This window comes from Lactobacillus sp. UCMA15818 (genome assembly GCF_030400225.1).
Taxonomy (GTDB): Bacteria; Bacillota; Bacilli; order Lactobacillales; family Lactobacillaceae; genus Liquorilactobacillus.
In genome coordinates this window covers 143,991-167,248 of the sequence record NZ_VJYB01000001.1, presented here as the reverse complement: position 1 = coordinate 167,248, position 23,258 = coordinate 143,991, and the positions used below count along the sequence as shown (strand labels likewise).

The window sequence follows — 23,258 nt, the reverse complement described above, 5'->3', positions numbered from 1 at the left end:
TTTAGCTTAATACGACCTATTCTATCATTTTTTCAGTGCTATCTACAAATTTAATTTTACTTGGCTTACAGATTTAATAACTACTAAAAAAACAAGTGATTACTTTACAATTTATAATTTCATAGGGTATGATGTTCAAGTTGGAACGTATGAACGAGCATTAATTCAATACTCCAGGACGTAGAAGGGGTTTAATATATGAAAAAAACAAATTACAACGATGATTCAATTCAAGTGTTAAAGGGGTTAGAAGCTGTCAGGAAAAGGCCAGGGATGTACATTGGCTCAACTGATAGCCGTGGCCTGCATCACTTGGTTTATGAAATAGTTGACAATGCAGTTGATGAAGCTTTATCTGGATATGGTAAAGAAATAAATGTGATTTTACATAAGGATAATAGTGTCTCAGTGATAGATCACGGGCGCGGATTGCCTGTTGGAATGCATGCTTTAGGAATTCCAACTGTTGAGGTTATCTTTACAGTCCTTCATGCTGGTGGAAAGTTCGGTCAGGGTGGCTACAAGACTTCCGGTGGTCTGCATGGAGTCGGTGCCAGTGTCGTCAATGCCCTTTCTTCAAAGCTAACGGTTAATACTATTAGAGATGGTGTTGAATACGAAGAAGACTTTGAAGACGGTGGGAAACCCATTGGGACATTGCGCAAGATTGGAAAAACTAAAAAATCTAATGGTACTACAGTTACCTTCAAACCAGATGAAACTATCTTTACAACTACTAAATACAATTACGATACGCTTGCTGAACGACTTCGCGAGTCGGCCTTTTTATTAAAGGGCGTCCGAATTACTATTAATGATGAACGAACTGAACAAGAGGATATCTTTTACTTTGAAGAAGGGATCAAGGAATTTGTTGCCTATCTTAATGAAGATAAGGATACCTTGGGCGATATAATGTACTTTGATGGTGTCAAAGAAGGGATCGAGGTTGAGGTTGCCGCACAGTATAATGATGGTTATTCTGAAAGTATCTTATCATTTGTAAATAATGTTAGAACCAAGGATGGTGGGACACACGAAGCTGGGATGAAATCAGCTTGGACGAAGGCCTTTAATGACTATGCTCGCCAAGTTTCCTTGTTGAAGGAAAAAGATAAGAATTTGGAAGGTAGTGATGTCCGTGAAGGACTTGCTGCAGTTATTTCGATTCGTGTTCCAGAAGAACTATTGCAATTTGAAGGACAGACAAAGGGTAAGCTTGGAACACCTGAAGCACGTTCAATAGTGGATAGTGTTGTTGCTGCACAGCTTGGCTTTTACTTAATGGAGAATGGTGAATTTGCACAAGACCTTGTTAGAAAGTCATTAAGGGCAAGAGAAGCAAGAAATGCAGCGCGAAAGGCAAGAGATGAGAGCAGAACTGGTAAGAAAAAGAAAAAAGAACGTTTATTATCAGGTAAATTAACACCCGCTCAATCTAAAAATGCCAAAAGAAATGAGTTGTTTTTAGTAGAAGGTGATTCTGCAGGTGGTTCAGCTAAACAAGGGCGAGATCGTAAATTTCAAGCAATCTTACCGTTGCGTGGGAAAGTCTTGAATACTGAGAAAGCTAAGTTATCTGAAATTCTCAAAAATGAAGAAATTAATACAATGATTTATACAATTGGTGCGGGCGTTGGTACCGATTTTGCAATAGATGATGCCAATTATGATAAGGTTATCATCATGACTGATGCCGATACAGATGGTGCACATATTCAAACATTACTATTAACATTCTTTTATAAGTACATGAGACCAATGATAGATGCTGGGAGAATATATATTGCTTTACCACCGTTATACAAGATTCAAAAGAAAATTAAAAATAAAAATGTAATTAAGTATGCTTGGACTGATGACGAATTGCATTATGCAACTAAAGAAATGAAACAAGGTTACACACTGCAAAGATTCAAAGGTTTAGGCGAAATGAATGCCGATCAACTTTGGGAAACGACAATGAATCCGGAAACAAGGACATTAGTGCGTGTCAAGATTGAAGATGATACATTGGCTGAAAAACGTGTTACTACCCTAATGGGTGATAAAGTAGAACCGCGACGTAAATGGATTGAGAAGAATGTTCAGTTTACACTGGAGGAAGATGGCAGTTTGTTGGATAATACAGTTGCTGCAGGAGCACATCATGTTGATGAAAAGCAAGAAGGAAGTGTTGAATAATGGTTGAAAACCAAGGTAGTAACATTCAGGAACTCTCACTTGAAGCTGTTATGGGTGAACGATTTGGTCGTTATTCTAAATATATTATTCAAGAACGTGCTCTCCCCGATATTAGGGATGGGTTAAAACCTGTTCAGCGCCGAATTTTATATGCTATGAATCAGGATGGGAACACTTACGAAAAAGCATTTAGAAAATCAGCCAAATCTGTGGGTAATGTCATGGGGAATTTTCATCCTCACGGTGACAGTTCAATCTATGAGGCAATGGTACGTTTGAGTCAATCTTGGAAACTCCGTGAGCCGTTGATTGAGATGCATGGAAATAATGGCTCGATGGATGGTGATCCACCTGCGGCAATGCGTTATACGGAAGCACGCTTAAGCCAAATATCTGGTGCAATGCTGCGTGATATTGATAAAGAAACAGTTGATTTTGTTCCCAACTTTGATGATACAGATATGGAACCAACTGTATTACCAGCTCGCTTTCCCAATTTGCTGGTTAATGGCGCAACCGGGATATCTGCTGGATATGCGACGGAAATTCCACCGCACAATCTCCATGAGACGATTCAAGCATTATTTTATTTAATGGGTCATCCCAAGGCCTCACTTGCTGATCTTATGGAATTTGTGAAAGGTCCTGATTTCCCAACGGGAGGGATTTTGCAAGGGATAGATGGCATTATTAAAGCCTATACGACTGGACATGGACGTGTTATGTTGCGTTCAAAGACAGAAATAGAATTTTTAAAGAGCAACAAAGAACAGATTGTTGTAACTGAAATTCCTTATGAAGTAAACAAAGCAGTCCTTGTGAAGAAAATCGATGAGATCCGGTTGTTGAAAAAAGTTGAAGGAATTGCCGAAGTTCGCGATGAGAGCGACCGTGAAGGTTTACGTGTTGTAATTGAATTAAAGCGAAATGCCAATCAAGAAGGAATCTTAAATTATTTGTTTAAGAATACTGATTTACAGATATCATACAACTTCAATATGGTTGCAATTAATAACAGACGTCCTGAAAATGTCGGGTTAAAACAAATATTGACCGCTTATCTTGAACATCAAAGAACTGTAACAACAAGAAGGACTCAATTTGAGCTTAAAAAAGCCCGTGAACGTGAACATATTGTTGCAGGTTTAATTAAAGCACTGTCGATCTTGGATGATGTAATCAAAACAATTCGTGCAAGTAATAACAAAAAGGATGCAAAGGCTAATTTAGTTATTCAATATAGTTTTACCGAAGCACAAGCCGAAGCGATTGTCTCGTTGCAACTCTATCGTTTAACAAATACTGATGTAACTGCTCTTCAGGCGGAAGCAAAAGAATTGACTGATAAGATTAGACAATTCGAACTGATTCTGGCCAATCCTAAAGAATTGGATAAAGTTATTAAGAAGGAAATTTTGGCGATTGATAAGAAGTACACATCTGAAAGAAAAACTGTTATTCAAGATAAAGTTGAGCAACTAAAGATTGAAACAGAAGTCCTCGTTGCTCCCGAAGATGTTATTGTCATGGTTAGTAGAGATGGTTATCTTAAGCGAAGTTCTTTACGTTCATTCAATGCATCTGAAAGTACAGAGAATGGATTAAAGACTGAGGATACGGTTGTATATCAGGAAACCATCAATACACTTGATCATTTCTTTATCTTCACAGATAGTGGGAATTTGATATATCGTCCGGTCCATGAGATTCCTGATTATAAGTGGAAGGACACAGGACTACATCTTTCTCAATCAATAGGTCTCAAGCCCGAGGAGAAGATTATAGCAGCATATGCCTTTAAAGATTTAGAGCAAGCTGGTAATTTTGTACTTGCCACAAAAGAAGGGAATATCAAGCAAACTACTTTTGCTGATTTAAAACCTAGCAGAACTTACAGATCTAGGGCAAGTCAGAGTATGAAGTTGAAATCTGTTACGGATAAATTAATTTTGGTTAATTATGTACAATCAGAACAGATTAATGCAAAGTATGTCCTTGCGATTACACACGGTGGATATGGACTAAGGTACTCATTATCCGACGTTCCTGTGTCTGGTGCTAAAGCTGCTGGGGTTAAGGCCATGGATTTGCGGGATGACTTTATTGTTTCAGTTTTACTAGTAATGGGTTCTGAACAGGTTGGGATTCTTACACAAAGGGGTGCATTTAAGCGTATGTCGGTAGCTGAAGTGTCTCCTACGACTAGGGCAAGACGTGGCGTTCAAGTTTTACGAGAATTAAAAAGAAATCCGCATCGTATCGAGTTTGTTTCCCTGTTATCAGAAAAAGAGCCTCGTGCTCTGATTATACTTACAGATAAACGGGAAATGGTAACAATCAATCCATTTGAACATCCTATGGGTGACCGTTATTCGAATGGATCGTTCGTAATTGATACTGCTACGCAAGGCAACCCAAATCGAATTGTAGTAATTAAAGAGAATAAAGAAAAATAATTAATGGTTCTGTTAGAAGTTGGTGAAAACCGATTTTTAGCAGGCTTTTTTTTTATAATTCACAAATAATGTTGCTTAATTTATTTTATTATCCTTTTTTCACAAATAATTCATACATTGGACATACAGCTATCAAATCAATATTTTAAATTATTATAAGGGCAATGGAGAGTTTGTTTTGAAAGATAATGAACTTATAAAATATAGTATAGGGGTTTTTGGATGAAGAAGAAGTATTTATATGAGGTTGATTTAATGAGGTGTATTTTCATTTTTGGGGTATTGGCAAATCATGTAACATCGGCATTTATTGCCAGTTTATCAACCAACTCTATTCCACAGTTGGTGTTATTAATGACACATTTACTGTTGCATTTCACAAGAATGGGATTCATGTTCGTCACAGGTTTAGTATTATTTTTACAATATTATAAAAAAGAGCAAGTGAATTATTTGACATTCTGGTACAAACGTTACAAGGGTAGCGGAGTTCCATATCTGTTCTGGAACGGATTCTTCTTAATATTTGTTGCTATTGCAGCAGGGACTGGTTTGAGCTTCAGTAGTTGGGCAGCAGCATGGTACTCAGCTTTGATTCATGGTAATCAATTCTATATGTACTATATTCTGGTTACATTCCAACTTTATCTGATTTTTCCATTATTAATTAAATTCTTTAAAAAATTCACTAATTATCATCTTTTGATTTTCTCAATTAGTGCATTAATCCAATTATTTTTCTTAATCTGGACAAAATACATTTATCCAGAAATGAATCATGATAATTGGCCATACCTATTGAAGTATTATGGTAATTTTGTCTTATCATACCAGTTCTACTTCATTGCAGGCGGTTTTGTTTCAATTCATTACGATGAGGCCAAAGTATTTATTTTAAGGTACCGTAAGATTGTATATAGTCTCACTGCATTATTAGGATTAGGAACATTAGTTTTATTTTATTTTAACTGGTACGTCCTCAAGTTAGGCCAGCATTACACAGAGTTGGTACATCAGCCTTACTTGATGATTTATGCTTCACTCATGATTTGTACTGTTTGGTGTCTGAGTCTTTCATACGCGAGTCATAGAACAAAACCGCGTTGGAAAAAATTTGCAAAATTTGTTTCTTTATCTTCGAAGCTGTCCTTTGGAGTCTACTTAACGCAAACTATTGGACTGACACTGCTAGCATATATCTTGTTGAACATTAAAGGATATTTGAATGAGTGGATTTTATTCCTACTGTTACCAGTGGGATATCTGGTTGTTTTAGGAACTTCATGGCTAGTATCGTTTATTCTTTACAAAGTTCCTCCATTTGGAATATTGATTGGCCGCCCACAAAAATTTAGGAGGAATAGATAATGACAAAATTAACTACAGACCTTGCAATGCATTTAAAAAAGAATATTAATCGTGAATTTTTAAAAGATGAACGAATGAATAAATGGTTTACTGGAAAAGATGTAGAAGAAGATATCACTAAACTTCAAGAACTTTTTTCAGATGCGAATATGGGCAACCAAGATATTGCATTTATGTGCCTCGAAAATTCGGCCGCATATGTTCCAATTAACCAAGCTTTATGGCGTTTAGGTGTCACGGTACATCCTGTTTCAGAGAGCACCTCCGATGTGGAACTTGTTAAAGATTTTCGTGAGAATCAGTATGCGGCTATTATCTTTAATGCCAGTCGCGCAGAGGTTTTCAGTAATTTCTCTGAATTAGATAAGCATACAATTCAACTGCATACGTTTGAAGACCTGGTTATCTTGACAAGAAATGATTTGAACACAAGCAACAAGGAAACAACGCCTAGTGAGCAATCATATGGTTGGATTCTGAATACCTCTGGAACCACCGGAAAGCCTAAGGAGGTTGGACTGACACATGAGGTTATCTTAAGGGCGGCGCACTATGATTTAGAGAGTCATCGCTTAAATGCAGCTGATACCGTCTTGATTATCATGCCAATGTTTCATATTAATGCACAGGAATTAATTGTTGTCTCCACACTTCTATCAGATGGTCGGTTAGTAATTGCACCTAAATTCAGCGCGAGTCGTTTTTGGCAGCAAGTTATGGAGAACAACGTTACATGGTCTTCAGTCGTACCGACAATTGTCTCTATCTTATTGAAAAATAAGCACGCTTTGGCTCAATTTGATCCAAGCAACAAATTACGTTTTATTAGATGTGCTTCTGCAATGCTTCCAGTTAGTCGTCATAAGAAATTTATAAAAAAATTTGGTGTACCTTTGCTTGAAGGTTATGGTATGACGGAATCTTGCAGTCAATGTACTTTAAATCCATTAGATAATATCAAGATTGGTTCAGTTGGTAAACCATATCATACAGATGTAGCAATTACTGCTGGAAATGATTTTACTGATGCACCAGGAGTTCATGGTGAAATCGCGATTCGCGGTGATCATGTAATTACAAGCTATCTTGATTTTCATCCTGATTCTTTCAAAGATGGGTGGTTCTTAACAGGTGACTTGGGATACTTTGATGAGGAAGGTTATCTTTGGTTAGAGGGCCGCAGTAAAGATGTGATTAATCGTGGTGGAGAAAAAGTCAGTCCCTCAGTTGTTGAGGATGTTCTTGGAAATCTTGATTTCATTAAACAAGTCGCAGTTGTGGGACTTCCTGACGAATTATATGGTGAAGTTGTCGCAGCTGCAGTGATTGAGGACATCAAGGATCCTGAAAAACAAGCAGAACATCGGCAAAAAATGATTGATTATGCAGCCACGCACCTTGCTAAATATCGAAGACCAACTGAAATTTTCTTTTTAGATGAATTTCCATTAAATGCTACACGCAAAATATTAAGACCAAAATTGGCAGAGATACTACAAGAAAAGAGGTCCGTGAAATAATATGAAGAATCTTAAAAAGAGTTTTATCGTAGTCCTTTTATTGTTTTGGTGCGGAGTAGCTGTCTATGGCTGGCATCTGACCAGAGAAGATGCTGGAAGCTCCAGCTTAAAAAATGTTGTAGTTGGTTATCAAGCAGGGGATGAATTTTATGTCTCTAAAATCAGAGGGCAATTCGTTAAGAAGATGAAGGCTAAGGGATATAATGTCAAATTTAAGGAATTCCAAAACGGTGCGGCAATGATGCAGGCACTTGCTTCAGGAAACGTCGACTATGCACGTGTCGGTGATACACCACCTGTGTCGGCCTTAGCATCAGGGACTAAATTAACTTATGTAGCAGCCGGTGGAACAAAGGCAAAAGGCAGTGGAATTTTGATTCACAAAAATTCTTCAATTAAAACTTTGGCAGATCTAAAAGGTAAAAAAGTTGCATATACTAAAGGTACAAGTTCGCAATACATGCTGTTAAGGGCCCTCAAAGTGGCTGGATTGAGCAATGATGATATCACTTGGGTCAATCTAGACTCGGATGCTGCAAGCGTTGCATATTCAAAAGGCAAAGTTGACGCTTGGGCTAATTGGGACCCTAGTGTAGCACAAGTTGAAATAACCGAAAATTCAAAGTTACTTGTTGACGGTACGACTACAAAGGCCCTCAATCGAAGCTTTATTGTTTCACCAACAACATATGCAAGTAAAAACAAAACATTAAGCAAGCTAATTATTAAATATACTGAGCAGGATATGAAGTGGGCTAACAAAAATCATTCTAAACTGATCAAAAAGATGAGTGCAGATTTAAAGCTCTCCAAGAAGGTTGTTCGTAGATCTATTACTCGGAGAACATTTTCAATGAGTTCAATGTCAAAAAGTGTTGTAAAAGAAGAACAAGAAATTGCTAATGTATTTTACGACAACAATATTCTTACAAAGAAAATTAACGTTTCAAAACATGTTCAATATCTTAAATAACTGATAAGGAGAAAGATTATGGAAAATATTGAAACGAATGAAAATTACCATTTTTCATTAAAATTAAAAAATTCGTTACCTTGGTTGATCCCAGTTTTTTTGATTGCTTTTTGGCAAGTTGCTTGCAATCTCTCATGGGTCAATGAAACTTTGTTGCCATCTCCAATTGATGTTGTAACGAATGGTATTAAGCTCTTTAAGAAGGGCGAACTTCAAGAAAATATGAGTATCAGTCTCTATCGCGCGACAGCGGGTCTTCTAATTGGCGGCGGACTAGGTTTCGTACTAGGCTTTATCAATGGGGTTTCGCATACAACGCGATTGTTGTTTGACAGTACTATTCAGATGCTGCGTAATATTCCGCATTTGGCATTGATTCCATTGATTATTTTATGGTTAGGAATTGGTGAATCTGCCAAAATATCATTGGTTGCTTTAGGTTGTCTCTTTCCAATGTATATCAATACTTACCATGGAATTACATCAGTTGATCCTAAGTTAATTGAAATGGGTAAGTCATATGAATTGAGTAAAAAAGACTTGTTTGTTAAAGTTATCTTTCCTGGCGCACTACCAACGATTTTAATGGGTGTCAGATATGCACTTGGTGTAATGTGGACAACTTTGATTGTTGCTGAAACAATTTCGGCAAGTTCAGGGATAGGTTATATGTCAACTAATGCGGAACAATTTATGGATATGAAGACAATTGTGCTATGTATTTTAATCTATGCTTTGTTAGGAAAATCGTCTGACTTTATTGCTAAAAATTTAGAGGATATTTTCCTAGAATGGCGTGCAATTGAAAGGCGGGATACAAATGGCTCAGAAGCTTCTGGAGATAAATAAAGTCGGTAAATCATACGGTGATAGTGTTATTTTGAGTAATGCAAATCTGGTTATTAATGAAGGAGAATTTATTGCATTAGTTGGTATGAGTGGTGGCGGTAAAAGTACATTACTACGAATGCTGGCAGGCTTAGAAGAGACCTCTGCTGGATCTATTATTCAGGAAGGCAATAAAATTCATGGTTTAAATAAGGAAGCCCGTGTAATGTTTCAAGAAGATCGTTTACTCCCATGGATGAATGTTACAGATAACGTTTTGCTGGATAAGAAGGGTAAACAGGCAGTTGCTGAGGCTGCTCAATTATTGGAGCAGGTGGGATTAAGTCAATATTCAACAAAAATTCCCACGCAGTTATCAGGTGGACAAAGGCAGCGCGTTGCTTTGGCACGTGCCCTGATGTCACATCCACGACTTCTTCTGTTAGATGAACCATTAGGTGCACTGGATGCACTAACAAGAACTAAGATGCAAGAACTGATTAGAAAGGTTTGTCAAGATAAGGCAATTACGACCTTTCTGGTAACGCATGACATTAATGAAGCAGTCAGAATGGCTGATCGTATTGCGGTAATCAAGAATGGCACGATTTGGCGAATTGTTGAGAATCCATATCGTGGTAAGGAAAGTCTTGGCGATAAGGAAAAGGAAGTTGAAATTTCAGAAGAAATTCTTGCTGAAATCTTGGAATAAATGAATAAGATGGACTGAGACTGATTTTTTGAAATATAACAAAGTAATTAGGTATCTCAATTTTAATTTAAATAGAGATAGTCAGAAAAAGGCTTGATTCATGGTTAAATCCACTGAATCAAGCCTTTTTCTCTGTTCATTATAAAGCACTAACACCACCGTCGACATTAATTATTTGACCAGTCATAAAATCATTCATTATTAAATAAAGATATGCCGAAGCAACTTCGGCGATTTTTGCTGTGCGTTCTAATGGTATGCTTGCGGCAACTGTTTTTTCTTGTTGCTGCAGTTCTGCTGGTGAAAGATCACGCCACAGTCCAGTCACTGTCCAGGTTGGAGCAACTGCATTAATACGTTTTTGTTCCGGTGCTACTTCAACGGCTAGGCCTTTAACTAACAAATTAATAGCATGATTACCAACGATCGCACCTGAAGCTGTACTTGGATGACCTCCTGTTCCTGAAGTGAAAGTTAGTGATCCGCCTTTATTTAGTTGTGACACTGCTAGTTGTGCAAGCTGCAGATTGGCAAAGAACTTATCATCTATTACTTTTCGAAATTCTACTAGTGAATTGTCCAAAAAGCCTCCACTCATAGTACCTCCGAGAGTTGAAACAATGTGATCAAATGCTCTATGATTTGCAAAAAAGTCTGCCAATTGTCTTTGCTCAGTAGCATCTAGAACAACTCCACTTAAGTGTTGCATATTAGTGGCAATAAACTCTTTTAGATGTGTGTTACTGCGACCAATTACACTGACATATGAACCTTGTTGTAAACATTGAAGAGCCAGCTCCTTACCAAAACCGGATGTTCCACCTATGATTAATATTCTTTTATTTTTCAACTTCATGTTGCATTCCTCCTTTATTCAGAGTGATTGTACATATCAAGGCAATAATTCCAAAAATCATTAACAAGACGAAGCCTAATTGACTACCACTTGTGATTCCTGCATGTACACTACCGCTGCTTTTTTCTTGAAGACTGATAATCATTGATATCATGGCCGTTCCGATTGATCCAGCATATTGTTGACTCATACTAAACAATGAGTTTTGATCAGACTTCAAAGAAGGTGGGGTAGCCTTACTTGCATCTGACATTGTGTTCCCAAAGCCTGTGTTGAATCCTAAACGAGTAATTACGAAGACTAGACCGATTATCATGACTGAGAATTTACTGATGAAACTGGCAAACAACAACATTCCTCCAACCACCAACCAATTGCTAACTAGCAGGGGCCGTTTTGGTCCAACGCGGTCATACCATTTACCAGCAAATGGAGCACTTAGCGATCCTAACAGAGATCCAGGTAGAAGAATTAGTCCTGCAATTAATGAATTGACCAGCAATACATTTTCAACAAAGATAGGAATTACAAAGGAAAGTGAGATGTTGATCATTTGGAGGATAAAGTAGTTAGTGAGACGGAACATTAGATATTTATTTTTAAAAAGGCCAGGATTAAACAATACATTTTTGCTTTGCTGCTCATGTCTAATAAAGAGGTACATCGAAATAAGGCTAAGTAGCAACAAAAGTATTGCCAGTCCTAAATGATTACTTAGTTGCTGAACGCCGAATTCAAGAAATATTAAGAACAAGGTCAGGGCAAGGAAACCACTGCAGTCAAATTTAATCTTTGCACGAAGTGGTCGGTTCTCCAAAGCAACTAATCCAATAATCAGTGCAACTAAGATTAGTGAGAGACTAGTACTAAAAATTGCACGCCAAGAGAAGTAATGATTCATGACACCGCCAAACGTTGGTCCAAGTGCGGGAGCAAGTGAAATTAGCATTGCAGCAATCCCTGTGTATCTTCCCCATTTTGCCATCGGAATTTCGGAAAAAATTACGGAAAACATTAACGGGGTACTGATTCCGGTCCCGCTAGCTTGAATCAATCGGCCAATTAGGAGAATACTGAAAGTGGGTGCAGCTAGACATAATAATTCACCAATAATGCTTAAAATAGCACTAAATAAAAATAATTGACGTCTTTTGAAACGTTTCAATAAGTAAGAGGTTGATCCCATAACAAGTGTGACCATCAACAGGTATCCAGTAGTTAGCCATTGTACATTGCCGAGTGGTTCTTTAAAATTTTGCATCAAAGTCGGGAAGGTTACGTTCATTGAAGTTTCAACTAAAATTCCAACAAAAGTTAAAATTTCTACGGCGATAAGTGAGAATTTGGTTTTTTGTGTAACGTTATTCATTAATATATTTACCCCGTTTCATTATATTTGGACAAAAAAAGGGCCATGCGATTTATGCTCCGCAAAGCCCTAGATATTTATTCAATAAAGATAATTATAAAAGAAATTTGAATTTTTTTCAATATAACTCTTAATCTTTTTTTCATATATTTTAATAAAGACTCATACAAAATCAACCATTGTCAATAGTACAACCGTGAAATTTGGTTTACTGCCCAGCTAATCATGTTTTTTCATTTTTTTCATTTCACCTTCATCAGGGGTGACATAGAGCGTCTGCTGGCCTTCATAGATTACAAATCCTGGTTTAGCTCCATTTGGCTTACGAATATTTTTTACTCTAACATAGTCAACAGGTACGTTTCCAGATGAACGTGCTTTAGAGTAATAGGCTGCTAATTTAGCTGCTTCAAGAAGTGTTCGTTCACTTGGCTGACTATCATGGATTATTACATGAGACCCATGGATATTCTTTGCATGAAGCCAGATGTCTTTTTTTTGTGCCATTTTTAATGTCAAACGGTCATTTTGTAAATTATTTTTACCAACCGAAATTTTTATATCTTCACTAGAATAAAAAGTGTCAGGTTGACCAAGCTTATTTTTTCTAACCTTCCCGTTCTTATTTTGCTTCTGTGCTCGTATATATCCTTCTTGTTGCAGTTCTACCTTAATATCGGGCAGGTCTTGCGGATCCGCTAATTCTAATTGAGTTTCAACTTCTTCAAGGTAATTTATTTCTGTTTTAGTTATTTTCATTTGCTTTGTTACATACGCAACAGCATTTTTTAATTTTTGATATTTTTTAAAATATTTCTGAGCATTTTGAGAAGGAGAAAGTTGATTTGAAAGACTTATTTTGACTAGTTTCTCATTATCATAGTAGTTAGGCAATTCAATTTCGGTCATTCCGCGCTTTACTTGATAAAGATAGGTGGTCAGCAATTCACCTTTTATACGCAAAATATCTGCTTTTTGTGTAGAAGCCATTGTTTGCTGCAGTTTTTTTAATTTCTTGCGATTTTTTTGTAGATTTCCTTTAATAACATGAAATAATTGTGAACCTTGTTGCTGCACACGATCACTAGTCGCTTTTTTCTGATAGAATGCATCCAACAAATTACTCAATGATTCGGTATTTTCTGAATTTAAATCATTATCATATTTAAAGAAGGTGAAGAAATTTTTGCTTCCTCCAACAATAGTGGGGGTGGGACTATCAGCTTGCTTTAAGGCATGTTCCCAATTGATAGAAGTATCACCCACAGCGTGCAAGCTATCAGCTAAATATAAAGCATGTGCGGTTGCAATTCCTTGATAACTTTTCTGCAGTTGTTTAGCTAGCATCTCTCGGTTTGGAAATTGTTGCACAAGATCCAAGTATTTTGCAGACTCATCTGCAAAAGGATTTAACAGATTCTGTTTTGGCGGTTGAATATATGTTGCACCTGGGAGTAAGGTTCTGAATCGATTCTGACTCGGTCCAATATGCTTAATTGTATCTAGGATTTTGTTATCTTTTTGGTCAACCAAAACTATATTGCTATAGCGACCCATAATTTCAATACTTAATAATAATGGCAGTTCATCACCCAACTCATTACGAGTAGCAAAACTGAAGTTAGCAACTCGATCATTATCAAGTTGGTCAATTGCAGTTATCTTTGCATTCTCGAGATACTTTCTGAGTGTCATCGTAAAGTTAGTTGGAACTGGGGGATTATTGTAAGGAATTTTTGTAATCTGAATACGGGCATAATTAGGATGTGCCGATAACAAAAGTGGCTGGTTGTGACGCTGTGACCTAATTGTCAAGATGACTTCATTTGGGAAAGGTTGTGATATTTTGGTTACACGTCCGCCTATAATTTTGCTTCTTAATTCGGCAATCATTGCATGGGTAAATAGTCCATCAAAAGGCATGCTGACAACTCGCTTTCATAACTAATTTTTACTGTATCTAATTGTACCGTTTAACCGTATAAAGAGCAAAGATACTTTTTTGAGTGTTACAGGTAAGAAAATAAATGTGTTGCACTTGCTATTATTACATAATTAATTCATAATGATTAATGTAATTTGCATAATGCATATTAAACTTTTATTGGAGGGATTCTTTTGAAAAGCTGCTTGGATAGTCTTATTGATCTTCAACGTCAGTATCGAGAAAAGCTCGTTGCTTTATCACAAAAAAATGGATTAACACTTGCAGAATGGCAATTACTTCTAAAAATTGTCGATGGTGCTTCGACCCAAGAAAAGCTGGCAAAAATGACACAGCTCAATGTTTCCACATTAAGCAGACAATTATCTAAGTTACTTTCAAAAGAGTTTGTTGTCAAAAAGTCACAAGAAAGCCAACAGGGACGCCGCTTTTTTGCATACACCAGTACATTTAGGGGACTGGATGCTATAGCGGACATGAAGAAAGACATTGCACAGTATAGCAAACAACTTTTTTCACATTGGTCTGAAGAAGAACAAAATTTATTACAGATTCTTCTTAATAGATTGAGTAAAAGTATGGAACGAATGTAGCCGTGCTTCTCATTCAGGTGTTTAGTAGTCGCGTTTTTTTTTATGTGTTATGATACCATGGTATAACAAAAAGCAAAGAAGTAGGTGTACATCTATGAGAATCGCTGTTGTAACTGACAGTACCGCATATTTAACAGATAAACAAATTGCGGATAATAACATTCATATAATTCCACTTCCGGTTATCATTGATAATGAAGTGTACAAGGAAGGGGTAGATATTTCCACAGAAGAGTTCTATGAAAAGCTTAAGAAATCTGAGACATTTCCTAGTACCTCTCAACCTGCTATTGGTGAATTGATTAAATTTTATGAGAACCTAGGAAAACAAGGATATGATGCTGTTATCAGTATTCATCTAGCCTCAACAATTTCTGGATTTTATCAAACTCTAAAGAATGTGGCAACTGAGATTAAAGAAACAAAAGTTTATCCTTTTGATTCGCAAATCACCGTAATGCTGATGGGCAATCTCGTTTTAAGAGCAGCTAGAATGGCAGAAGCTGGCGCTAATGTTGAAGAAATACTAACTGAGTTAGAAAATTTAAGAGAAACCATGAATGAATGCTTTATTGTTGATGATCTACAGAACTTGGTCCGTGGCGGACGCTTGTCAAATGCTTCAGCCCTTATTGGAAGTGTCTTGAAGATAAAGCCACTTTTGACTTTTGATAATGATTCACATAAGATTGTGGCTTTTGATAAGGTCCGTTCCATGAAGAAAGCACTCAAGCGGGCTGAAAAAATTTTTGAAGAAGATAAAGAAAAAGCAGACTATCCACTCAGACTGATTGTTATTCATGCAAATGATCTGAAGGCCGCAGAATCTTGGAGAAAAGAACTTTCTCAGAAATATCCAGACTGTCAAATTGATTTAAGTTATTTTGGTCCTGTCATTGGAACTCATCTTGGAGAAAAAGCAATTGCACTGGCTTGGATGAAAGATATTGATAAGTAATATAGTATTGCTATTATAATTGAAAAATTGGCTGAAACTCTTTAGTTTATCGGCTTTTTTTCTGAAAAGGTTTTTAATCGAAGAGGTGTTGTTTATGAAAAATATTGATTTAGGTCTCAAAGCTAGTTCACAGAGCGAACAACTCAAAAATCGATTAAGTTATCGACCAAATGTTTTTGAATTTTATACTGATGAAGATGATTTTACAAAAGAAGGTATAAAAAAGCTTACAGCAGCGATACTACAGGTGAAAGCACAAGGTGTTGCACATATAATTTTACATCATCCAATGAGGTACAAGGGTGAATATACAGAGTTAGTTGCACCACAAAATGACTTTAAAGAACTGAATTATTTTATAGATTCTAGTACTAATCAATTATTACAGTTATCTTTTGATTACAATCTACAGACTCTGTTGCACGGTTCATACTCGAGACATACTGAAAAGATGATTGCTTTATATCCGTCATTTTCAGAAGCAAGAAATGTAGTTTACCAAAAACTTGATAGATATGCAAATCTCGGACAATCACATATCATGTTTGAAAACTCAATATCACGTTTGTTTTATTACGGCTGCGCAGATGAGGACCGCTTCATTTTAGACAAAAAATATCGCTTGGCTTTTGACCTCAGTCATTGCTTTATAAAGATTAAGGCAGATAATCCTAAATTATGTGCCAGCTTAAAGAGGCTTAAATCCCACATAGTCCACTATCACTTAGTTGATTCCATGGGATTAACGCATGATAGTTTGCCATTAGGTAAGGGGAAAATTAATTGGGAAGATGTTTTACCGTTATTGAATGAGAATGCTTCAAGTATCTTTGAAATCAAACTCGCTAATGAAAATGAAGCAACAGAACAAGTTGCAAGTTATCATTATCTAATTGGCATTTACAATAAACTGAATAAAAGAGCTTAAAATTGATTTAAAAAAAAATACTTTTCTTTCATTTACTTACTCAGCGTATATAATTCTAGATGGTAAGTAGTACACTAACTAATAGTTGATTTATTCGTTCGAGGGAGATGAGTGTTTGAATAAGTTTTTGAATATAACCGTTGGGGGACTTGGTCTTTTGTATGTTCTAAACGATACTTACTTTAGACTACTGGTTAAATTCTATCTTCATAAAGGATATTCTTCTGCAAATGCAGAAAAAATAGCTAATGGCACTAATATTTTTTCAATTATAATTATTTTGACAATCTTGCTAGTAATATTTGGGGTACTAGCAGTTATCAGCAATATGGTTTATTTTATGAGAGGTAACTTTGTTTTCAAGTTATTCTTGAACTGTGCTGCAATGTCAATGCCGTTTCTTTATGTGAGGAACATCTGGTTTAGCCTCTATGAGCTATTTTTCTGTGGCATTTTTACCTACTATATTTGGTCTTTAAAAAAAAGGACTCTGAATAATGGTAGAAGTTTGTTGCCACCAAAACGTGTCATTAAATAAATTAATTGGATATTTAAAAAAATAGCCATAAGGAGAGTAAGAAAGTTGAAGATTTTCAAAGAAATATTTAGTTGGGTCTTACCAATCATTATCGGCTTGCTAATTGCGCTGATAGTTAAGCAGTTTTGGTTTGGAATTGTCAAGGTTGACGGAACATCCATGTATCCAACATTGCAAAATGATGAACGTGTAATGTTGCTTAAACAGGCTAAAATCAAGCATAATACAGTCATTGTCTTCAATGCATCTGGAGTTGATAAAAATAATCAAGCTGTTACTGAGTCAACTAAATATGTTAAGCGTGTAATTGGTATGCCAGGGGATAAGGTTGAGTATAGAAGTAATGGTCAACTTTATATTAATAATAAAAAAATGTCACAAGGTTATATCACGAAATTACAAAGGACGACCGGAACACTGACCCTCGTTTTAAAAGAGGCAAATGGTGTTAAACTTGGGACGGGTACTTCCTTTACCGTTCCTAAGGGTAAATACTTTGTTTTGGGCGACAATCGTAAGGATTCTAACGATAGCCGCTATTATGGTTTTGTTCCTAAGGGTAAAATTGATGGTGTCGTAAAAGTTCCATTCTGGAATTCGAAAAAAGCATTGATAAATTCATATTCAAATAATTAATTTTTTGAAATCAGTGTTACCTAGATAAAAAGGCTGAATCTTAATTCTTTGGTTCGGCCTTTTTATCTGAGTTTAAGCTATTGAAATACTAAGATTATTATGGAGAAACTTGAGAAAGTAAAGTTTAAGTAATTTATCTGTATAGCATAGATAGGCTGTTTTTAATGTACATTCTACTTTCGATAATATATATTATGTAAACTAGACAGAATAAAGAAATTGTCAAGAACAAATTTTAATCTAAGTACCCTCTTATTTTTATACACGTCCTGAAAGATTGTTAAAACAACGTTTTAACGTATTAAAAAAAACCAAAAATAAATTTGAAAAAGAAAATAAAAATCAAAAAATTGCAAAAAAGCAGTAGAAAAAATAGTCGTCAAAACTTATAACCAGCAAAAATAATTTAATTTGCTAGCCAAATTTTGACGACTATTTTTGATTTTCATGTAAAAAATCATTGCTTTTTGTGTTTATGCAATGATTTACACGTAAAGCTTGCTACGATTTTACTAATTAGTTTTGATGAAAATTTCTTTAAATCAACGTTTGCTAGTGCTTTTAGATCGTCTTAAATGTCGTTTATAGCCAAAGGTTCGATCAATTTCATGCATTTTTTGTCTGAATACATCTCTCGGCGTTTTATAGTTTAAGACGGCCTTTGGACGTTTATTAATCTTATGTAACACATGGCGAATATCATCGTTGTTAATATATTCAAAGTGTGTTTTCTTTGGAAAATATTCTCGTAACATCCGATTAGCATTCTCATTCGAACCACGTTCAGCCGGACTGTATGGATGTGCAAAATACGCTATAATTTCGTATTCACGTTGCACTTTATTAATCACAAAATGATTGGCAAATTCAAATCCATTGTCAAATGTGAATGATTGAACAATATACTTTACACGTTTGCCAAATAAGCCCATAAATTGATCTAGAATTTTACAAATTGCTTTACCAGATTGAGATTCAGCCTTTAAAACAATATAATAGCGTGTTTTTCGTTCACAGAATGTCACAAAAACCTGACGATAACCTTTTTTTGGTAGAACACAATCAACTTCCCAGTGACCGAAAATTTTACGCTTATCAACACCTACTGGGCGTTCTTCAATTGAATGTTTAAGTGGGCGAATCAGCTGCTTTTCTTTTTGTTTCACTCTCTTTCTTTCAGCTTTTAATTCAGCTGCCTTTTTTTCTTTAGCATACATTTCATTTTTCCTTTGTGGCTTCCCCCGGCGATATTTATGTCGATAACGCAAATTGGATTCAGAAATACCAGGAATCATACCACGATAAATCCAGTTATAAATTGTATTACGACTCAAATTCAATTCTTTATGAGTTTCAGCAATCATTTGCGGTGACCATTTATCATCTAAAATTCGTTTAGCAATAATCCGTGCTTTTTTCTTTGAATACTTTTTCTTAGTACCAATCCGATCTTTTCTTAAATCGGCATATTGTTGAGCTTCTTCGGCATTATAACGATAAGCATGCCATTTACGCGGCATCAATTTATAATCCGAAAAGCGTTGACTCCGCCGGAGTTCATTATTAACCGTCATAGCTGTTCGATGTAACCGTCGAGCAATTTCGGCTTGATTATGAATTCCCTCGGTATTCCATAAATAGTCGATTTGACCACGCTCAAATGGTGTTAGATGTTTATTTCGTTTGTTTTTCACCAGATTGTGAACCTGATTTTTGTTTTTCACTAGGATTTCCGGCAATAGTTACCAGACGTCCATTTGGTTTTAAAATAGAAATACCTGCATCGATTTCATTCACAGTATCAAAGACTGCATCGTAGTCATGCAATACATCAGTAATTTTAGTCGTATGATAATCAATAACTTCGTCAGCACCTATTTCTTTTAAGAAGACCTCATTTTGAGGGCTAGCTGTTGTGGCCACGTAAGCTCCAAAATATTTTGCAAGTTGAACTGCAAATGACCCAACACCACCAGCACCACCTTGAATTAAAACTTTTTCACCTGCTCTTATTTTTAACTGATCTTTGATAACCTGATATGCTGTCAATCCGGCTAGAGGAATACCTGCGGCTTCTTCAAAAGATAAATTTGCCGGTTTCAGGGCTAATTTATCTTCCTTAACAACAGCATATTCAGCATAAGTTCCCTTTTTCCCATCTTTGTAGTTGTCAGGACGAGCAAAAACATCATCACCAACTTTGAATTTTTTTACAGCAGGTCCAACTTGAACAATTGTACCGGCTAAATCCCAGCCCAATACAACAGGAAAACTCCAATTATACACGGGTTGTAGCATACCCTGTCTTGCTTTCCAATCAATTGGATTAATACTAGTTGCTTCAACTGCTACTAATACTTCATCCTCTGCAACTTTAGGGACATCAATGTCTGCTAAGTATAACTGATCTGCTTTTCCATAAGCGCTAATAATTACTGCTTTCATAAAAAAATCTCCTTTTAAGTTAACTTTATACTAGATTTATGACGTTCAAAAAAATTAATGTACTAGATTTCTTTTCTAAATTTTAGAGAAAACAAACTCAGTAAACAAATCAATAATAAAAATAATAGAAAAAAGAAACTATACTGAGATCCAAAAGCTGTTCGGGTAATGTAAGAAGTACCAGTGGAGTTTCCTTGTGCGGCAGAAACAATCGTTGATACGACAGATGTTCCAACAGCCCCAGCAAATTGTTGAATTGTGTTGAAAATAGCATTTCCACTGGGAACTTGTTTTTGCGATAATCCCTTTAATCCAGTTGTCATAGTATTTCCCATCACGAAACTAAGTCCTGCAAAATAAATAACAAATAACAACACAATTTGAATCAGATTAAGACTTCTACCTAAAAGTGAAAATCCTAACATACCTATAATTGCTACAATAGTACCGCCACACAATGGTTTAAAAGATCCGACCTTATCTAAAACCTTACCAGCAACTGGTGAAAGAATTGCACCCAATGATGCACCAGGTAAGACTAGTAGTCCAGCTGTAAAAGCTGATTCTCGATTAACTATTTGAATATAGTTAGGGATTAAAAAAGAAATCCCTAACATACAAACTAAAAATAAAAAAGCATTCAATGCATGATGAGTGAAAGAACTACTCTTAAAAACTGACAAATCCAGTAGTGGGTTTTTTAACCCTTTTGAACGAACAACAAAACATGTTAAGGATGCAAGACCAATAATTAATGAACCTAAGACACTTGGACTAACTAAATCAACTTTAGAAATATTACTAATTCCATAAATCAGCCCAAAAAATGTAAGACCAATAAACAAAAAACTTAATACATCAAAACGTACATTTTCTGAAACGTGTTGCGAACTAATTGTAGAAATCCCTATGATAAGCGAAATGATTAAAATTGGCAGAATGAAAATAAATATATATCGCCATCCCAAAGTTGTTAATAAGACTCCTCCAAAGGTTGGACCAAGTGCAGGTGCAATTGCAGTAATTAAGCTTCCTAGTCCCATCATTGATCCTAATTTTTCTCTTGGTGCTTGCTCTAAGATAATATTGAACATTAGCGGCAAAGAAATCCCAGTTCCTATACCTTGTATGATTCTACCGACTAACAAGAATATAAATGAAGGAGCGAAAATTGCTAGAGTTGTTCCCACAATAAACAGCAGATTAGCCACTATAAATAATATTTTATTAGAAAACTTTCTTTTGAGAAAAGATGAAATTGGAACAATTGTTGCAATAACTAAAAGATAGGCAGTTGTCAGCCACTGAACAATATCGGTCGAAACTTGAAATTCCTTCATTACTGTTGGAAATGTAATATTCATGGCAGTTTCAATTAAGATTCCACAAAAAGACATAACTCCAGCAGCAATAATCGCTAGATAGATTTTAATACTAATTTTTTCTTTTGGCATTGTGTACAATAACTCCTAACTCTGATACTTAAGTTTAGTATATTTTTTGCTTAGTAGTTCAAATTACTTACTGTCTCATAGCAACTATTCTTCTTACATTTTAACAATCAAATAATTTTTTTAAATTTGCTAATGATTCTCGAGGGACTCCTAAACTTTTTTCGACAATATAAATGTAACCCAGAACTTTTTTTTGTTTTTCTTTTTCCGACCATTGAAAAAGACCATTGTCGAATATTAGTGATGCTGAAAGCAGTAATTCCGCAGTTGATTGTGGAAAAGGAGTGGAAAAAGAACTATCATCAATACCTTCTTGAATGATTTTTGTTAATATAGGCGTTAATTTTTTAACACTTTGAACAAAGCTTCGTTGATGAAATTGAGCATTTTCTACTAAATGAAGTTGATCTTTTATTTTACCTTCTGTTTGGAAAAAAATTTTTTGTGTATTAATACCCCAGTATAGTTTTTCTTGAGGTGTTAATTTTTTATCATGCATAATAGTTTTCATTTTATTAACACAAATATCTAAACGTCTATCAATAATGCAATTTAAAACATCATCTTTAGACTTGAAATAGTAGTAAAAAGTTCCCTTGGCTATTCCGACAGAATTCAGAATGTCCTGAATGGTAGTTTTATTGAATCCTTTTACAACAAAAAACTTCTCTGATTCATCTAGTACTTGTTTTTTTATACTTGTTATGTTACTCATCATTGTTGTTGTCCTTTTTAAATTTAATAGACCGACCGTCAGTCTATTAAACATTTTATCAATATTAGAGAAATTGTCAACATAAGAGTCAATTTCTTAACAAGTTATCCAAAGTCGAATAGTAATAAAGCTTTTCATTCATTATTAAAACGAGATTTATCTTTCAAACGCGCTTCTCAAGCTTTGAGGACTTAATTATCAGGATCTCAAATTATATTAATTAGTTCAATACTGAAAGAATCAGAACAAGTGTCTAGAAAAAAATGCGCCATAATTTTATAAAACTACTTTTCGGTAATATGATGATTATATCTCTTAATTGAATAATTGAAGGAAAAAGACATTTAGACTGCAAATTATTGGTGATCAGCCAGTGCCGACATTTTAAGCGCATAACAACACTTACACGTAAAAGCATAGCTTTACTGAATTCTAACCTCTTATTAAACGCATTATTTTTAACAATAGTTTCAATTCTTTATAGATAAAGAAAATACCTTCATCTGCAAATGAAATTCCATCTCTTGAAATGCAGGCAACCTCTTTCCTATTTTTAGATTTTAAATAAACATATATTTCATCAGTACCACAAACTTCTAAAGTACGATAATTCTTAGCAGAATATTTTTGATTATATTTTTTTACTAATTTTAATAACTTTTTGAATCTCATAAAATTCACCTCTTTTATAATAATAAAAAATCGCTCCTTTTTAGGGGCGATTAATCAAATATGTTAAAGTAAAAACGCTAATAATAAAACCTAAGGTATATTAATATT

Annotated in this window: 19 protein-coding genes and 1 pseudogene; 12 read left to right on the top strand and 8 right to left on the bottom strand. The window is 35.3% G+C overall.

Annotated elements, in window-relative coordinates; genetic code table 11:
- Positions 1 to 198 precede the first annotated feature (198 nt).
- The 7 genes from parE (at position 199) to FFX44_RS00755 (ending at position 10,041) form a co-directional block, all read left to right on the top strand.
- Positions 199 to 2,184, top strand: coding sequence for a DNA topoisomerase IV subunit B (parE, locus tag FFX44_RS00785; protein ID WP_289976942.1), 1,986 nt, complete (start codon positions 199 to 201; stop codon positions 2,182 to 2,184).
- On the top strand, positions 2,184 to 4,640 hold the full coding sequence (gene parC, locus FFX44_RS00780; RefSeq protein ID WP_289976940.1) for a DNA topoisomerase IV subunit A: 2,457 nt from the start codon (positions 2,184 to 2,186) through the stop codon (positions 4,638 to 4,640). Before parE ends, parC begins: the two co-directional genes overlap by 1 nt.
- A 222-nt stretch (positions 4,641 to 4,862) precedes the next feature.
- Positions 4,863 to 6,008 (top strand): acyltransferase, encoded by a 1,146-nt coding sequence (locus FFX44_RS00775; RefSeq protein ID WP_289976938.1) that lies wholly within the window; start codon positions 4,863 to 4,865, stop codon positions 6,006 to 6,008.
- Complete coding sequence (locus FFX44_RS00770) at positions 6,008 to 7,528, top strand: AMP-binding protein (protein ID WP_289976936.1); 1,521 nt, start codon at positions 6,008 to 6,010, stop codon at positions 7,526 to 7,528. The genes FFX44_RS00775 and FFX44_RS00770 overlap by 1 nt, the downstream gene beginning before the upstream one ends.
- A 1-nt stretch (position 7,529) precedes the next feature.
- A complete protein-coding gene (locus FFX44_RS00765) occupies positions 7,530 to 8,501 on the top strand; it encodes an aliphatic sulfonate ABC transporter substrate-binding protein (protein ID WP_289976935.1) in 972 nt (323 codons plus the stop codon).
- A gap of 18 nt (positions 8,502 to 8,519) precedes the next feature.
- On the top strand, positions 8,520 to 9,350 hold the full coding sequence (locus tag FFX44_RS00760) for an ABC transporter permease subunit (RefSeq protein ID WP_289976934.1): 831 nt from the start codon (positions 8,520 to 8,522) through the stop codon (positions 9,348 to 9,350).
- Positions 9,322 to 10,041 (top strand): ABC transporter ATP-binding protein, encoded by a 720-nt coding sequence (locus tag FFX44_RS00755; RefSeq protein WP_289976932.1) that lies wholly within the window; start codon positions 9,322 to 9,324, stop codon positions 10,039 to 10,041. The genes FFX44_RS00760 and FFX44_RS00755 overlap by 29 nt, the downstream gene beginning before the upstream one ends.
- A gap of 139 nt (positions 10,042 to 10,180) precedes the next feature.
- Here the strand turns inward: FFX44_RS00755 and FFX44_RS00750 are convergent, their stop codons facing one another.
- From FFX44_RS00750 to FFX44_RS00740, 3 genes are all read right to left on the bottom strand, one after another.
- On the bottom strand, positions 10,181 to 10,897 hold the full coding sequence (locus FFX44_RS00750) for an SDR family oxidoreductase (RefSeq protein ID WP_289976931.1): 717 nt from the start codon (positions 10,895 to 10,897) through the stop codon (positions 10,181 to 10,183).
- Positions 10,881 to 12,266, bottom strand: a complete 1,386-nt coding sequence (locus tag FFX44_RS00745) for an MFS transporter (RefSeq protein ID WP_289976930.1) — start codon at positions 12,264 to 12,266, stop codon at positions 10,881 to 10,883. Before FFX44_RS00745 ends, FFX44_RS00750 begins: the two co-directional genes overlap by 17 nt.
- Before the next feature lie 219 nt (positions 12,267 to 12,485).
- Positions 12,486 to 14,189, bottom strand: a complete 1,704-nt coding sequence (locus tag FFX44_RS00740; protein WP_289976928.1) for an NFACT RNA binding domain-containing protein — start codon at positions 14,187 to 14,189, stop codon at positions 12,486 to 12,488.
- Between the two features lie 195 nt (positions 14,190 to 14,384).
- Between FFX44_RS00740 and FFX44_RS00735 the strand changes: the two genes are divergently transcribed.
- The 5 genes from FFX44_RS00735 to lepB all read left to right on the top strand — a co-directional run bounded on the left by FFX44_RS00735 (position 14,385) and on the right by lepB (position 17,864).
- Complete coding sequence (locus FFX44_RS00735; RefSeq protein WP_289976924.1) at positions 14,385 to 14,804, top strand: MarR family transcriptional regulator; 420 nt, start codon at positions 14,385 to 14,387, stop codon at positions 14,802 to 14,804.
- Between the two features lie 94 nt (positions 14,805 to 14,898).
- Positions 14,899 to 15,762 (top strand): DegV family protein, encoded by an 864-nt coding sequence (locus tag FFX44_RS00730; RefSeq protein WP_289976921.1) that lies wholly within the window; start codon positions 14,899 to 14,901, stop codon positions 15,760 to 15,762.
- Between the two features lie 94 nt (positions 15,763 to 15,856).
- The gene (locus FFX44_RS00725) at positions 15,857 to 16,690 is read left to right on the top strand and encodes a TIM barrel protein (RefSeq protein ID WP_289976919.1); all 834 of its coding nucleotides are present in this window, start codon (positions 15,857 to 15,859) and stop codon (positions 16,688 to 16,690) included.
- A 115-nt stretch (positions 16,691 to 16,805) separates the two neighbouring features.
- Positions 16,806 to 17,228 carry a hypothetical protein gene (locus tag FFX44_RS00720; protein ID WP_289976917.1) on the top strand — a complete coding sequence of 141 codons (423 nt, stop codon included), beginning with the start codon at positions 16,806 to 16,808 and terminating at the stop codon, positions 17,226 to 17,228.
- A gap of 45 nt (positions 17,229 to 17,273) precedes the next feature.
- Positions 17,274 to 17,864 (top strand): signal peptidase I, encoded by a 591-nt coding sequence (gene lepB / locus FFX44_RS00715; protein ID WP_289976916.1) that lies wholly within the window; start codon positions 17,274 to 17,276, stop codon positions 17,862 to 17,864.
- 542 nt (positions 17,865 to 18,406) lie between these two features.
- Here lepB and FFX44_RS00710 read toward each other — a convergent pair.
- From FFX44_RS00710 to FFX44_RS00690, 5 genes and pseudogenes are all read right to left on the bottom strand, one after another.
- Entirely contained in the window at positions 18,407 to 19,558 is a 1,152-nt protein-coding gene (locus FFX44_RS00710; protein WP_289976914.1) for an IS30 family transposase, read from the bottom strand.
- Positions 19,559 to 19,571: 13 nt separating this feature from the next.
- Positions 19,572 to 20,309, bottom strand: a pseudogene (locus FFX44_RS00705) (NADP-dependent oxidoreductase); the annotation flags it as partial.
- 62 nt (positions 20,310 to 20,371) lie between these two features.
- Positions 20,372 to 21,763 (bottom strand): DHA2 family efflux MFS transporter permease subunit, encoded by a 1,392-nt coding sequence (locus FFX44_RS00700; RefSeq protein WP_289976911.1) that lies wholly within the window; start codon positions 21,761 to 21,763, stop codon positions 20,372 to 20,374.
- 100 nt (positions 21,764 to 21,863) lie between these two features.
- On the bottom strand, positions 21,864 to 22,481 hold the full coding sequence (locus FFX44_RS00695; RefSeq protein WP_289976909.1) for a TetR/AcrR family transcriptional regulator: 618 nt from the start codon (positions 22,479 to 22,481) through the stop codon (positions 21,864 to 21,866).
- Between the two features lie 429 nt (positions 22,482 to 22,910).
- Complete coding sequence (locus FFX44_RS00690; protein ID WP_289976907.1) at positions 22,911 to 23,150, bottom strand: hypothetical protein; 240 nt, start codon at positions 23,148 to 23,150, stop codon at positions 22,911 to 22,913.
- Between the last annotated feature and the right edge of the window lie 108 nt (positions 23,151 to 23,258).